Origin of the sequence: Caloramator quimbayensis (assembly GCF_900167605.1) — a bacterium.
In the GTDB taxonomy this organism is placed as follows: Bacteria; Bacillota; Clostridia; order Clostridiales; family Caloramatoraceae; genus Caloramator_B; species Caloramator_B quimbayensis.
Genome location: NZ_FUYH01000001.1, coordinates 143,812 through 159,626, shown reverse-complemented (window position 1 = coordinate 159,626; position 15,815 = coordinate 143,812). Strand labels below are relative to the sequence as shown.

Sequence of the window (15,815 nt, the reverse complement as noted above, 5' to 3'; positions counted from 1 at the left end):
AATATGAATATGGATCTTGCATTGGGGCTGATTAGGGTTACTGAGGCTGCTGCCCTTGGAGGGGCAAAGTTTATGGGAAGAGGAGATAAGAATGCAGCGGATCAGGCTGCAGTTGACGGAATGAGGAGGATGTTTGATATTCTCGATATAAGGGGGACAGTAGTAATAGGTGAAGGCGAGATGGACGAAGCGCCTATGTTGTATATCGGGGAGAAGGTTGGATGCGGCGATTTAAATTCTATTGAAGTAGATATTGCAGTTGACCCTCTCGATGGTACGAAATGTGTTGCAAGAGGACTTCCTAATGCTCTTGCGGTAGTTGCCCTGTCAAGCAAAGGAGGGCTTTTGCATGCACCTGATATGTATATGGAAAAGATTGCGGTAGGACCTAAGGCGAAGGGATGTGTAAACCTTGATGCGCCTTTGAGTGAAAACATTAAAAATGTGGCAAAGGCGCTTTCAAAATCCGTTGAAGATATTACGGTTATAATGCTCGATAGAGAAAGACACAATAACTTAATGGACGAGGTTAGAAAAGTTGGAGCAAGGATGAAGCTTATAGGGGACGGCGATATTGCTGCTGCTATAGCAACGGGTTTTGAAGATACCGGGGTTGACCTTATGGTAGGGATAGGAGGAGCACCGGAAGGAGTTATTGCTGCTGCTGCATTAAAATGCCTCGGAGGAGATATGCAGGCAAGACTTTATCCTGAAACCGAAGAAGAAAGAAAAAGATGCAGTGAAATGGGTATTAATGATTTGAGCAGAATAATGATGCTCGATGATATCGTAAGCGGTGATGAAGTATATTTTGCTGCAACGGGAGTATCTGATGGAGACCTTTTAAAGGGAGTAGTATATTACGAAAAGGATAAGGTAAAAACCCAATCAGTAGTTATGAGAGCAAAGACAGGCACAATAAGATTTGTAAAAACTGTGCATAATTTAAAGGCAAAAGAGTAAAATAAATTTAAGGCAGCGTATTCTAAGAATAGGCTGCTTTTTAAATGCCTCTTTACTTTTTTATCCAAATGTTGTAGAATAATAAAGTTAGGACGATAGTTATATCCTTCGTGAATATCAAAACAAATCTTAAGAGCTCAATTTCTATTATATCATCCTTAATATCATATAATAGATGAATCCCATTTTGATATTACATATAAAGTTATATTTTTTATAATTTGAACATTAATTTTAAATATTATATATGTGTCTATATTTTTACTCGATTTTGGAGGTATAATATGAACTTTGAAGAACTAAAACACAAAACCCTTGAGGAACTCAGGGAAATAGGCAAAGAGTACGACATAAAGTCTATTACAAAATACAGAAAGAGCGAGCTTATTGAGGAGATTTTAAGGCTTGATGAAGAAAAACGAAATAAAACAGAAGAGGTTAATGAGCCTGTACCTGCTGTGATTCCTGAGGTTGAAAAGCTTGTTGAGGATATTAAGCTAAATGACATTGATGAAGAAAAAAGAGGGAAGATGCAGGAACTTATTGCTGATTCTGAAACTGTTGAGGGAATATTCGAGCTTATTGAAAATCAGTCCTATGGATTTTTAAGGCTTGATAACTATCAGCAGGGTCCAAGGGATATATATGTTTCTCCGTCTCAGATAAGAAAATTTAATCTAAAAACAGGAGATAAAATTAAGGGCAAAGCAAGATTTCCAAAGGAAACGGAAAAATATAAGGCTCTTATTTATCTTCAGGAGATAAACGGAGCGGCACCGGAGAAGATAATAGGCAGAAAGCCTTTTGAAATGCTAACTCCTATATATCCAAACAGAAGGCTTAACCTTGAAACTACAGGAAACGATATAGCAACAAGGCTTATTGATATACTCGCTCCTATAGGAAGGGGACAGAGAGGACTTATAGTTGCACCTCCAAAAGCGGGCAAAACCATACTTTTAAAGAAAATAGCAAATGCAATAACTCAGAATTATTCGGATATTGACCTTATAGTTCTTTTAATAGATGAAAGACCTGAGGAAGTTACTGATATACAAAGGTCTATAAAAGGTGAAATAGTTTATTCTACTTTTGATGAGGAACCGGAGAATCATATAAGGGTTGCAGAGCTTGTTTTAGAAAGGGCAAAAAGGCTTGTTGAGATGAAAAGGGATGTTGTTATACTTCTTGACAGCATAACAAGGCTTGCAAGGGCATATAACCTTACTATTTCTCCAACGGGCAGAACGCTATCTGGAGGTCTTGATCCAGGGGCATTAATTCAGCCAAAGAAATTCTTTGGAGCTGCAAGAAATATTGAAGAGGGAGGAAGCCTTACGATTATTTCAACTGCCCTTGTTGAAACGGGAAGCCGTATGGATGATGTTATATTTGAAGAATTTAAAGGAACTGGCAATATGGAAGTTCATCTTGATAGAAAGCTTCAGGAAAGAAGGATTTTCCCTGCGATAGATATAAACAAGTCGGGAACAAGAAAGGAAGAATTACTTCTTTCTATGGATGAATATAATGCTGTTATGGCTATAAGAAGGCTTTTGGCAAACGAAACCACTCAGGAAGCAACAGAAAAGCTTTTAACAGCTCTGCTTAGGACTAAAAACAACAGGGAGTTTGTACAAATATTCCCTAAAATTATAAAAGATTAGAGTTATAGCAAAAACAGTTGATAACAAAAAAAATTTGTGATATAATTTAAAGGTCAAAATGCCTACATAGCAAGTTGTGCATTGAGAACAGAAATAATAACCATGAAAATGGATTATGTAGAATATAAGCAGAGAAAGAGGTGATATGGATGAAGGAGAATTTACATCCAAACTATTCCCATGAGGCAGTAGTTAAGTGTGCTTGCGGCAATACTTTTACAACTGGTTCCGTTAAAAAGGAATTAAAGGTTGAAATTTGCTCAAAGTGCCACCCATTCTTCACTGGAAAGCATAAGATGGTTGATACTGGCGGAAGAGTAGAAAAGTTCATGAAGAAGTACAACTTAAAATCAGAAGAATAATAAGACCGGGAATCCGGTCTTTTTTCTTTTATTTTTCTTTTATTCATCTGTTTTTTTAGAATAATAAATGCAATACATAGAATATAAATTGTATAGAGATTCTAAATTGGTGGAGGATAGAATGGTTTCTTTTAGGAAAATACATTACTTTATAATCTTAACCGTTTTAGCTGTAGTTCTTTTGTTTATATATGTTTTTCTTCCTGATGCCTTTGTGATTTCAAACCCCTATTCTAAAGATGAAATTGCTAAAGAAATTGAGAAAATATATAACATAAGGAACGTGGCTCTTGTTACAAAAAATATGAGAAATCTTTCTGGTTTATTTGATACATCTGAAAAATATGGTCAGTGGGCAATGGAACATGAAGTAAGAAGGGTAAAATATTTAAAAGACTGGTCAGATGAGAGAGGGATAAAGTTTACCAATGTACAATCAATGGTTAGAGTTAAAAAAATGTATGAGGTTAAAAATAAAATAAAAGTTTCTCTTGAAGAGAGTATTAGATTTGATTATATATATGTCAGAGATGAAAATCCGGCAGTTAATTCCTTTGGAGTAGGGCTAAGACACTATTTAAGTCTTGTTAAAAAGGATGAAGGATATTATATCTACAGCGATTATTATACAGATTGCTTTGAAGATGCTATGCAAAGATATTCGGGGGATATAAAAGATACAGAGGATACAGAAAATTATGATGACTTTGAAGATATTTTTACTTCAAATGTTATAACAGAAAAAGTATCCTATAACAGGCAAAGAGCAGTAGCCTATGCAGATAAATACTGCGGTGCTGCATGGGGAAGCGGAAACGGTTTTAAATATAATAAAAAGTACAGCGACTACAACGGTTTAGGAGGAGATTGTACTAATTTTATCTCTCAGGTTCTTTCGGATGAAGAGGGAGGGGGACTTTTAGAGGATAGTATTTGGTTTTGCAGCGGCTCTAAAGGAGGAAAATGCTCTGGAAGCAGGGCATGGGTCAATGCAGCATCTTTTAAAGAATATATTTTAAGCAGCGGAAAAGGAAAATTAATTAAGAAGGGGACATATAAGGAATTAACTAAACCTGTAGAAGGCTATGAAGGCGGCTTTGTATCTAAACTTCAATTGGGAGATTTGATATGTTATGAGAAAAAAGGAAAGGCGGATCATTTTGCTGTTGTAACATCCTATGATTCCCACGGATATCCTCTCGTAAATTCCCATACCGCTGATAGATATCATGTACCTTGGGATCTTGGATGGGGAGATAAGGGGATTAAATTCCTGCTTATTCATATAAACGGATAATGGATAGTTTACAGAATTATTTTTCGATGGTATTAATAATTACAAAAATATAGGTTTGTTTCATTGAGTGAATTTTAGGCTGATAAAAAATCAGCCTAAAAAAATATACGATGTGGTATATACCAATTTTAAATATGGTATATACATTTGATGCTGAATATGGTAAAATAAAATTAGAAAGAAGGGATAAATATGCCAAAGGATAATATGGAGCCTGCATATATAAAGCTTCAAAACGATATAATGGACAGGATAAAAAAGGGTGAAATTAAAATTGGAGAAAAACTTGAGAGCGAGAGGGAAATCGCTGAAAAGTATAATATAAGCAGAATGACTGTAAGACAGGCAATAGGAAACCTTGTAAACATAGGTGTTTTAGAGAGAAGGAAAGGAATAGGCACCTTTGTATGCTCTCCGAAGATTACTCAAAACAACATAATGAGTTTTACGGAAATAGTTAATGAAACGGGGCTGAAATCAAAAACTGAAGTTTTAAATTTTAGAAGATGCGAAAAGGATGAGATGTCTATACCAGAACTGAAGGATGAATGCATATATGAAATTCAAAGAAGAAGAAAGATTGAAGATGAAGTCGTAGGTATTGAAACGGCATATATACCTTTTAAATATATAAGCAGCATTAAAATACAGGATTTAGAGGGCTCTCTTTTTAATTTCCTTAAAAAGCAGGGGCTAAATATAAAACTTTCTAAGGCAAGTATACAATCACTGCTTATGAGTTCAGCCCATTATAAACTTTTTGAAACAGAGAGGATTCTTCCTCTTCTTATGGTAGAAAGCAGATATTTTGATGAAAACAATGAGCTTATATTCATTGAAAATTCCATATATAACTGTCAGGTTTACAAGCTTAATATAAATATAAGCAATGATTTTTAGATTTTGAATGGAGGGTTAATATGAGGATATCGGTTGTTTCTAATTATGATGAAATGAGTAATTTAGCAGCAGAATATATAGTTAATCAAATCAATATAAAAAGAGAGTCCGTTTTAGGACTTGCGACGGGGTCGACTCCACTTGGAATGTATAAAAAACTGATAGAATATTATAAAGCTGGTAAGGTTGATTTTTCTAAAGTTACAACTTTTAATCTCGATGAGTATATAGGACTCGATAAGGAAAACGAGCAGAGCTATATATATTTTATGAAAAATAATCTTTTTAATCATATAAATATAAAAGAGGAAAATGTATTTATACCCGATGGAACAGCAAAGGATGCAAAGGCGGAGTGTGAAAGATATAATAAATTTCTTGAAAAACTTGGTCCTATAGATATTCAGATATTAGGCATAGGGGTAAACGGGCATATAGGATTTAATGAACCTTCTAAGGATCTTACATTAAGAACCCACGTTACTGATTTAACTGAAGATACAAGAAAGGCAAATTCGAGATTCTTTGATGATATAAGCAAAGTTCCTCAAAGGGCGATTACAATGGGAATTGGAGATATAATGAGAGCAGAAAAAATAATACTTCTTGCAAGCGGGAAAAGCAAGGCTCCGATTATAAAGCACATGGTTGAAAGCGGGGTAAGCACCTTCATACCAGCATCGATATTAAAACTTCACAAAAATGTTGAAATAATAGCAGACAGTGATGCGGCATCCCTTATAGAAAAAAAGAATTGTATAGCGTAAAATTAAGGCAGTACCTTTAGTAAGAAGGTATTGCCTTAATTTTATAGTATAATCTCAATTTTTAATCAGATAACCCGTAAAAAATATCTAAAAGATTATAATTATAATATATAGAGCAAATACGTTTTATAACAAGAATATATTTTAAAAATTTTATAGGTACATATACGAAAAGTATATTTGTGTAAAAAATATGTAAAGTATGCAAAAAAAATGTCGACAACTATATTAAATATAAAAAAGAGGGGGAATAATAGGTGTCAATGGGGAAAAAAATATCAATACTTATTCTGACGGTTTTTGTTTCAGCTATGATTATTATTGGGATGACCACAAATACTAAGGTAAAAAATGAGATTAATAATAGAGTTAAGGGTGAAATACTAAATGTTTCCTCTTCTGAAGCTGAAAAGATTGATGTTTTACTTGAAAGGGAAATATCAGAGCTTCATGGTCTTTCAGAATCAAATGACGTAAAAAATCTTCTATCAGGAAAAGGAGATTCTGAAACTGTAAGCAGAATATTCGATAACCATTTAAATGATGTTGGAAATTGTGAACATATATTTTTGGTTAATAAAGAAGGTACAGTTGTTGCGGACAGCGATAGAAAACTTATTGGTAAAAGTGTTATGGACAGGCAGTATACTATTGATACATTAAATAATAAAAAGCCTGTAATAAGTGAAGTTTTAGTATCAAAATCAACAGGGGAGCTTGTAGTTGCAGTTACTTATCCTGTAATAATAGATGGGGATATTAAGGGTTTTGTTGCAAGTGCAGTAAAGTGCAGCAGTTTTTCTAAATTTGTTAAAGATGAAGGAGTTGCGGGATTAAAATCAGGTTATACATATATTGTTGATGAAAAGGGCATGATGGTTTACCATAAGGATAAAGAGAAGATAGGAAAATTAGTTGAAAATGATACAGTTAAAGCTTTAGTTGAAAAGTTAAAATCAGGGGAAAAACTTTCAAGGAATGCTATAGTTTATAATTACAAAGGCATAGATAAAATAGCAGCCTATGATTTTACAAAAAAGACAGGATGGATTGTTGTTACTACTGCTGATAAAAGCGAAATTGTAGCACCAATTAATAAAATGATATATTCGCTTCTTTTGGTTTTTGGAGTTATAGGCATAATAGCCCTTGTGGCAGCGTACTTCTTTGTTAATAGGTTTACAAAACCTCTTAAAAAGATTGTTAATCTAATTGATGAAACTTCTAATTTTCAACTTGGTAACAAGGCAGAATATGATTATCTTTTAAAATATAAAGGTGAGGTTGGGCATATTGCAGGCGCTGTAGCAAATCTTAGAAAGGAGCTTAGAGAAATTGTAAGTAAGATACTTGAGGTTTCAAATATAATTGAAGAGAATGCAAATAAAGTTACAAAGACCGTTGATTCTCTAAAACTTGAGGCGGATGATACTATGGCTACAACTGAGCAGCTTGCGGCCGGCATGGAAGAAACCTCAGCATCTACTGAAGAGGTTACAGCAACTTCAGATGCAATACTCTCAAATGTTGAGAATATAAAAGAAAGAATAGAAAAAGTTGCACAGTATGCTGACGAAATAAAAGATAGGGCAGAGATGATTGAAAATGGAACTAAAGAATCTAAAGATAATGCTCTTAAAATATATGAAAAGGTAAAAGTTGATTTAGAAAAAGCAATCGATGATTCTAAACAGGTACAGAAAATAAACGAACTTGCAGATGCTATAATAGGAATAACATCTCAAACAAATCTTCTTGCTCTTAACGCAGCAATTGAAGCGGCAAGAGCTGGAGAAGCAGGAAGAGGATTTGCAGTTGTTGCAGATGAGGTCAGAAAGCTTGCTGAGGAGTCCTCAAAGATAGCAGAAAATATACAAAAGGTTGTTGAGGTTGTAAACCGCTCCGTTCAAAACCTATCAAAGGGCGGAAGCGAAATGCTCGAATTCATAGAAAATAATGTTAACAGCGATTATAACGCTTTTATAGAATTGGCAGGCCAGTACAATAATGATGCTGATAAAATTGCTGATTATATGGAAGAAGTAAATATTCAGATAAAAGAGGCAAATAAAGCCGTAGCAGACATAGTAAAGGCAATAGGAGATGTTGCAAAAACTGTTAATGAGGGGGCAATAGGTACAGAAAACATCGCGGGCAAAACTCAAAACATAGTAGTTGCAATCGATGGAGTAAGGGAGACATCCCACGAAAATTTAGAGGGTGCAAATAAGCTTAAGGAAGTAATGAGTATAATTAAATTATAAGAGAAATATTATATAAAATATCACCATAGATGATGACAAATATGGTTATCTATGGTGATTTTTGCTTGAAAAAAAGTTAAAAATAAGGTAACATTTAATTATTGTAATTTTTATTAAAAAGGAGAAATTTCGTGGTAAAGAAAAAAGATATTTTTGATTCCCCTTTATATACTATTTCAAATTATATATGGTATTTTTTTATGGCGAATTTTTGTTTTGTTTTAACTAGTTTCCCGCTAATTTTAACTATAGCTGCATATAAAGAAAAGATATTTTCAGAAGGATTTTTATTTTTTGTAGTTACTTTTTTACTTGAAGGTCCTGCTGCTACAGCTCTTTTAAGTATAATGGGCAAACTTGAAAGAGAAAAGGATATAAATACAGTTAGGGATTATTTTAAGGCATATAAAGTTAATTTTGTTCAATCTTTATTTGTGTGGTCAGTTCAATTTTTAATAATTTTTGCTCTTATTGAGGATATAAGGATTATAAAAAATATAGGTCATGGAAAATTTTTGATTCCTGTTTTTTATGTGCTTCTATTTTTTATATTAAGTATAGGGTTATATATGTACCCTGTATTGACCCGATTTTATTTAAAAACTAAGGACTTAATAAAGTTTTCAATGTTTTTTTTAATAGTTAAAGTTAAAAATACATTGATATTAATTTTTATGGTAATATTGATTAGTCAAATTATGCTCTATTTATCTATTCTTCCTTTTTTGATTTTTGCAAGCGTCATAGCCTTTGGTATTATGTATATTCAAAAAAATATTATACAAGATTTGGAAGAAATGAAGAAAAAACAAGATTCTTTGCTTGATAAATAAGCTTATAAATTTTTATTTTAAATAAAGAATTTATGAATGGGGGTCAAAAAAATGATATTATCAGGTAGTCTGCCAAACATACCTTGGGAAGAAAAACCAGAAGGCTGCAGAGATGTTGTCTGGAGGTATTCTAAAAATCCAATTATTCAAAGAGATGCTATAAAAAGGAGCAATAGTATATTTAATAGTGCTGTAGTTCCTTTTAAAGATGGATTTGCTGGAGTTTTCAGGTGTGATGACAAGAGAAGAGAGATGCTTTTACATGCAGGCTTCAGTAAAGATGGTATAAATTGGATAATCGATGAAGAACCTATTAGATTTAAGTATGAAGATGAAGAAATTGGGAAATTTGAATATGGATATGACCCGAGAGTATGTTTTATTGAGGATAGGTATTATGTTACATGGTGCAATGGATATCATGGACCTACAATAGGGATTGCATATACTTTTGATTTTAAAACTTTTTATCAATTAGAAAATGCTTTTCTACCTTATAACAGAAATGGTGTTTTATTTCCAAGAAAAATAAATGGTAAATATGCTATGCTAAGCAGACCAAGCGATACAGGTCATACTAAATTTGGAGATATATTTTATAGTGAATCACCAGATCTTATATATTGGGGAAAACACCGTCATGTTATGGCACCAAGAGGATGGTGGCAGTCAACAAAGATAGGGGCAGGACCTGTACCTATTGAAACTGAGGAAGGATGGCTTCTTTTCTATCATGGAGTGTTAACTTCATGTAATGGTTATGTATATAGTTTTGGAGCAGCATTACTTGATATTGATGAACCGTGGAAAGTTAAGTATAGAACTGAGCCATATCTTTTATCTCCTCAAAAACTTTATGAATGTGTCGGAGATGTACCTAATGTAGTGTTTCCTTGCGCAGCTTTACATGATAAAGACAGTGGAAGAATTGCTATTTATTATGGATGTGCAGATACTGTGACAGGGGTTTGCTTTGCACAGGCAGATGAACTTATTAATTTTATAAAGGATAATTCAAAACTTTAATATATGTGTTTAGACAAAGGCTGTTTATGATAATTAAATATTGTAAACAGCCTTTATGTTGAGTCTGAAATAATTTTTGTATAGAAATAATTAAAAATATTTAAATAATTATTGAATATGTCATATCAATAGATATATAATATAAGTATAATGATATATCATTGTGAGGTAATAAGATGAAGGAAGATAAGAAAACTCTATACAGCAAAATAGTTCAGGATTTGATAGAAAATATAGAAAAGGGAGAAATGGTTAAAGGACAAAAGTTGCCTACAGAAAAAGAGCTAATGGAATATTATAATGTTAGCAGAATAACGGCTAAAAGAGCACTTGAAGAGCTTAAGAATATGGGGCTCATTTATAGAAAAAAAGGGCATGGAAGTTTTTTAAATGAAAATGCTTCTAAACAAGAGATTTATAAACAGAAGTTTATTTCTATGATATTGCCCTATGAAAATTCTTCAGGAAGATTCATAGATTACATAAAAGGTGCCAGTGATTATTTATATTCAAAGGGATATTTTCTCTCTGTAAATTGTACAGATGGTGATGAATTTAAAGAAAAAGAATATATTACAAAAATGAGTTCAGCTGGAGCAAAGGGTATAATATATTATCCAGCAAAAAATATGAATAATTTTGATATATTATATCTTCTTTATACAAAGAAATATCCAATAGTTACTATTGATAAATATTTTGATTCTTTGCCTATAAGCTATGCTGTTTCTGATAATTTTGGCGGAGGATATGAACTGTGTAAATATCTTATAGAACTTTGCCATAAAAAAATTGCATTTATATCAAGTATAGATATAAGTTCTGCTTCTTCAGTAAGGGAGAGGTTTTTAGGATATGTTAAAGCTTTAAAGGATAGTAACATCAATATAGATGATAATGTTGTTATAAATGGATATTTAAAGCATGAAAATTATGATTTGATAAAAATATGTAAAAAACTTTATGATTGTGGAGTAACAGCTATAATTTGTGAGAATGATTTTATTGCTTTAGATATTTTAAAAAGTTTAAATGTGCAAGGAATAAATGTGCCTAATGATATATCATTAGCTGGATTTGATAATGTACCTGTATTGCAGCAAATGGATATAGAATTAACAACAATAGAACAGGATTTTTATGAAATAGGCAAAAAAGCTGCAGAATTGGTTATTGAATATATTGAAAGGGAAGGGGGAATTCAGAAAAAAGCTGTAATTCCAGTAAAACTAATAAAAAGAAAGTCAATAAAAAATATTTTGAAGGGGTAGAGCTATGTATTATGTATTAGAGAGAATCCAAAAAATATGCAATGAATTAAAAAATTATGTTTATCCTAAAAAGGTGGAAATTACCGACTATAAGATGATGGAAGGTAATTTCCTTGGTATGGAAGGTATAAATAATTCTAAAGGAGAATGGAAGGACTTTAAAACAGGGGAGAACTGGGGAGGAAGAGATTATCACTGTTGGTTTAAAACAAGCGTAAGTATACCTGAGGATTTTGCTGGAAAAGTTGTTGCACTTAATTTTAAGACTTTTGATGAAGGATGGGATGCTATAAATCCTCAATTTATTCTTTATATCAATGGAGAATATATTCAGGGACTTGATATTAATCATAGGGAAGTTATTATTTCTGATTGTGCTGAAAAAGGGAAAGTTTATGAAATTGATTTACATGCTTATAGCGGTCTTATAGATAGAAAGGCTAAACTTTTTGGTGAATTAGTTGTAATAGATAAATCTACTAGAGAATTGTTCTTTAATTTACAGGTACCTGTATGGGTCTGTGAGAAACTTGACAAAGAAGATAAAAGAAGAATTGATATGCTAAATGTTTTAAATGAAGCTGTAAATATATTGGATTTAAGAAAGCCATTTTCAAGCGGGTTTTATGAGAGCATAAATAAAGCTAATGAATATCTAAGAGAAGAATTTTATGAAAAATTATGCGGACATAGTGAAGTTATAGCAACATGTGTTGGACATACTCACATAGATGTTGCTTGGCATTGGACTGTTGCACAGACCAGAGAAAAGGTTGCAAGGAGTTTTTCAACGGTATTAAAGCTTATGGAACATTATCCCGAGTATGTTTTTATGTCAAGTCAGCCTCAGCTTTATAAATTTTTAAAAGAAGATCATCCCAAAGTATATGAAAAAGTAAAGCAAAAAATAAAAGAAGGTGTTTGGGAAGCAGAAGGGGCTATGTGGCTCGAAGCTGACTGTAATGTAACCTGTGGAGAATCGCTTGTGCGTCAAATATTATTTGGGAAAAGGTTCTTTAAAGAAGAATTTGGAATAGAAAGTGAAATACTATGGCTTCCAGATGTTTTTGGATATAGTGCAGCACTTCCTCAGATACTTAAAAAATCAGATGTTAATTATTTTATGACTACAAAAATTGCTTGGAATCAGTTTAATAAACTTCCTTACGATACATTTATGTGGAGAGGAATAGATGGTACAGAAATTTTGACACATTTTATAACGACTAAAGATCCGTATCAGGATCCAAAATCACATTTTACAACTTATAATGGACAGATACACCCAGGAGCAATAATAGGGGCTTGGGATAGATATCAGCAAAAAGATATAAACAATGATGTTCTTGTTTCCTTTGGTTTTGGAGATGGAGGAGGAGGAGCAACTTATGAAATGCTTGAGGTTGCGAGAAGATTAAATAAGGGTATTCCAGGTTGCCCTAAAGTTAATATGGGTACATCTTTGGATTATTTTAAAAGATTAGAGAAAAAAGTAAAAGGAAATAAGAGACTGCCTAAATGGGTAGGAGAATTGTATCTTGAATATCATAGAGGGACTTATACATCTATGGCGAGAAATAAGAGAGATAATAGGATAAGCGAAAACTTATACACTTCTGCTGAAAAGGTAAGTTCTTTTGCAAAACTATTAGGGAAAAATTATCCTCAGCAAAAGCTGAACAAGGGATGGGAAAATATACTTTTAAATCAGTTTCATGATATACTTCCAGGATCATCTATTAAAGAGGTTTATGATGTTACTAAAGAGGAGTATAAAGAAATTATACAAAACGGAAAGGATATACTTTGTGAGGGTATTGAGGCTATAGCTGCAAATATAAATTTAAATAATAAATCTTTAGTTGTATTTAATACTCTTTCTTTTGAAAGGAATGATATTGTAGTTTTTGATATACCAAATAACATGAAAGATGTTATTTTGATTGATGAAGCAGGAAAAGAAATAGTATGTCAGAAAATTGGTAAAAATAGAACTGTATTTTTCGCAGAAGGTATTCCGCCATTAGGTTATAAAGCTTATACAATAAAGGAAGGAAGTTCTAAAAAAGAGAGCAGTATTAAGGTTGACAAAGATATAATTGAAAATGAATTCTTTAAGATTTCATTAGATGATAAAGGACAGATAAAATCTTTTTATGATAAAAAAAATAATAGAGAACTATTAAAAGAAGGTGAAATTTTAAATGTTCTCTTAGCTTTTGAAGATAAACCTATGAATTTTGATAATTGGGATATAGATATTTATTATCAGGAAAAGATGTGGAAGATCGATAATATTCAAAGTATTGAGATTGTTGAAAGAGGACCGGTAAGAGCAGCATTGAGAATAAAAAGGAAATTCTCTGATTCTATTATTATACAAAATATATATGTATATAATGATATACCAAGAATTGATTTTAATACATATGTAGATTGGAAGGAACATCAAGTTTTATTAAAAGCAGCGTTCCCTATAGATATAAATACATCTAAAGCTACTTATGAAATACAGTATGGAAATATTGAAAGACCAACTCATTATAATACATCATGGGATGTTGCAAGATTTGAAGTTGTTGGACAAAAGTGGGTTGATATTTCAGAAGGAGGTTTTGGAGTAAGTCTTCTAAATGATAGTAAATATGGACATGATATTAAAGATGGAGTTATGAGATTGACTCTTATTAAAAGCGGTATAGAGCCTAATTTGACTACTGACCAGGAAGAACACATTTTTACTTATTCACTTTACCCTCATGCAAATGATTGGAGAGACGCCAATACTGCTCATATGGCTTATAATCTTAATGTGCCATTATATACTAAAATAGAAGATGAACACAATGGAAAACTTCCTGAAAAATTATCTATAATTAGTGTTGACAAAGATAATGTAATGATTGAAGTCGTAAAAAAATCTGAGGACAGTGAAGATATATTAATTAGGATGTATGAATTCCATAATAAAAGAACTAATGTTAAAGTTTCATCTTTTGCAGAAATTAAAGAAGTTATTGAGTGTAATTTAATAGAAAGAGATATTCAGATTCTTAAAGCGGACAAGAATAGTTTTTCTTTTGAAATTAAGCCCTATGAGATAAAGAGTTTTAAATTAAAACTAAAAAGTTTATAATAAAAAAGCAGGATCTTATTATAAGGTCCTGTTTTTTTGTTTAGCTTATATTCTTAACTGAATTCCTTTCAATTAGGGATACAGAAAGTCTTATATCTATATAAGGGCTGCGTGGGTTTTTTATCCTATAAATAAGCTGCTCCATTGCTTTTTGCCCCATAATTTCTTTCGGAATGTTAATTGTTGTAAGTTCAGAAAAACTAGAAACAGAAATATTGTCAAAACCAACCACACTAATATCTTCTGGAACTTTAAGATTAATTTCGTTTAATGCTTTTATAAATGTTAAAGCTGTATTATCATTTACACATACCCATGCGGTAGGGAAGCTACTATTTTTTATTGTAGATAAAATGTTATTTTTTAAATAATTAGTTTCTATGTATTGAGCTTCTAACCATAAATATTCTTCGCTTATTGGAAGTTTAAAATAATTCATATACTTTTTGAATGCATCAAGTCTTTCTTCGAAACTATGAGCAGATATATAGTTGCTTATAAAACCTATTTTTTTATGACCATTCTTATAAAGATGTTTAATTAATTTGTATATTCCAGATTGGTTTGATGTATTTATATAATCACATTCTATTTCCTCGCTATAATGATCTATTACTATAAAGGGTATGCGTGAATTTTTAATTCTTTTTAGAAAATTATCGCTTATAGTTCCAGCTATTATAATTCCATCAATATCATTTGATAAAATAGTTGAGAGTGTATCAGGTTTATCTTCTTTATTTTCATCAACATTAACAATATTTAATTTTATATTGTTTTGGCTTGCGTAGTTTGTTATACCATATAAAACTTTTGCCCAAAACGTTTCATCTATCAAGAAAGTTTTACGACATAGTAAAGTTATATTATAAGTTAAATTTAGGTTATTTTTTTGAAACTTTTTATAATTTAATTCAACCGCCAAATTACATATTTTTTCTCTTAACTCATCACTTACTCCAGGAGCACCCCTTAGAGCTTTGGAAACAGTATTTTTTGAAACGTTTAGCAATGAAGCAATATCTTCAAGAGTTACTTTAGATTTAGACATTTAAATCACCTACATATCTTTTATATTTGGATGTTTACTAAATAAAATTACTATAAGTATTATATATTATATATATTGTGGATTACAAATACAATACAATTATCGTTAATGTTTAAATAAATTATTCAATAAATAATATTAAAAATTTTATATATTTTACAAATATATATTGATTTAAAAACAAAATCGGGTTATAATTAGATTATAAATAAGGTTAAAAACAAAAAATAACCTTATTTATAATCTAAATATACAATTTATTAAATTAGGGGGGATAA

At 31.5% G+C, this 15,815-nt stretch carries 12 protein-coding genes; 11 read left to right on the top strand and 1 reads right to left on the bottom strand.

The annotated features are described in order from the left end of the window. Positions 1-3 precede the first annotated feature (3 nt). The 11 genes from glpX (at position 4) to B5D15_RS00720 (ending at position 14,486) form a co-directional block, all read left to right on the top strand. Positions 4-963, top strand: a complete 960-nt coding sequence (gene glpX / locus B5D15_RS00770; protein WP_078695191.1) for a class II fructose-bisphosphatase — start codon at positions 4-6, stop codon at positions 961-963. 284 nt (positions 964-1,247) lie between these two features. Beyond that, positions 1,248-2,630, top strand: coding sequence for a transcription termination factor Rho (gene rho, locus B5D15_RS00765; RefSeq protein ID WP_078695190.1), 1,383 nt, complete (start codon positions 1,248-1,250; stop codon positions 2,628-2,630). Positions 2,631-2,779: 149 nt separating this feature from the next. Further along, the gene (gene rpmE / locus B5D15_RS00760; RefSeq protein ID WP_078695189.1) at positions 2,780-2,992 is read left to right on the top strand and encodes a 50S ribosomal protein L31; all 213 of its coding nucleotides are present in this window, start codon (positions 2,780-2,782) and stop codon (positions 2,990-2,992) included. 121 nt (positions 2,993-3,113) lie between these two features. Next, entirely contained in the window at positions 3,114-4,289 is a 1,176-nt protein-coding gene (locus B5D15_RS00755) for an amidase domain-containing protein (protein WP_078695188.1), read from the top strand. Positions 4,290-4,481: 192 nt separating this feature from the next. Continuing rightward, positions 4,482-5,189, top strand: a complete 708-nt coding sequence (locus tag B5D15_RS00750; RefSeq protein WP_078695187.1) for a GntR family transcriptional regulator — start codon at positions 4,482-4,484, stop codon at positions 5,187-5,189. Positions 5,190-5,209: 20 nt separating this feature from the next. Then, the gene (gene nagB / locus B5D15_RS00745) at positions 5,210-5,956 is read left to right on the top strand and encodes a glucosamine-6-phosphate deaminase (RefSeq protein ID WP_078695186.1); all 747 of its coding nucleotides are present in this window, start codon (positions 5,210-5,212) and stop codon (positions 5,954-5,956) included. Positions 5,957-6,219: 263 nt separating this feature from the next. Then, positions 6,220-8,220 carry a methyl-accepting chemotaxis protein gene (locus B5D15_RS00740; RefSeq protein WP_242948663.1) on the top strand — a complete coding sequence of 667 codons (2,001 nt, stop codon included), beginning with the start codon at positions 6,220-6,222 and terminating at the stop codon, positions 8,218-8,220. Between the two features lie 131 nt (positions 8,221-8,351). Beyond that, the gene (locus B5D15_RS00735) at positions 8,352-9,053 is read left to right on the top strand and encodes a DUF624 domain-containing protein (RefSeq protein WP_078695184.1); all 702 of its coding nucleotides are present in this window, start codon (positions 8,352-8,354) and stop codon (positions 9,051-9,053) included. A gap of 36 nt (positions 9,054-9,089) precedes the next feature. Then, a complete protein-coding gene (locus B5D15_RS00730; RefSeq protein ID WP_078695183.1) occupies positions 9,090-10,079 on the top strand; it encodes a glycoside hydrolase family 130 protein in 990 nt (329 codons plus the stop codon). Between the two features lie 176 nt (positions 10,080-10,255). Continuing rightward, positions 10,256-11,350 (top strand): GntR family transcriptional regulator, encoded by a 1,095-nt coding sequence (locus B5D15_RS00725; RefSeq protein WP_078695182.1) that lies wholly within the window; start codon positions 10,256-10,258, stop codon positions 11,348-11,350. A gap of 4 nt (positions 11,351-11,354) precedes the next feature. Beyond that, on the top strand, positions 11,355-14,486 hold the full coding sequence (locus tag B5D15_RS00720; protein ID WP_078695181.1) for an alpha-mannosidase: 3,132 nt from the start codon (positions 11,355-11,357) through the stop codon (positions 14,484-14,486). Between the two features lie 40 nt (positions 14,487-14,526). Here the strand turns inward: B5D15_RS00720 and B5D15_RS00715 are convergent, their stop codons facing one another. After that, complete coding sequence (locus tag B5D15_RS00715; RefSeq protein WP_078695180.1) at positions 14,527-15,537, bottom strand: LacI family DNA-binding transcriptional regulator; 1,011 nt, start codon at positions 15,535-15,537, stop codon at positions 14,527-14,529. Positions 15,538-15,815: the final 278 nt, after the last annotated feature.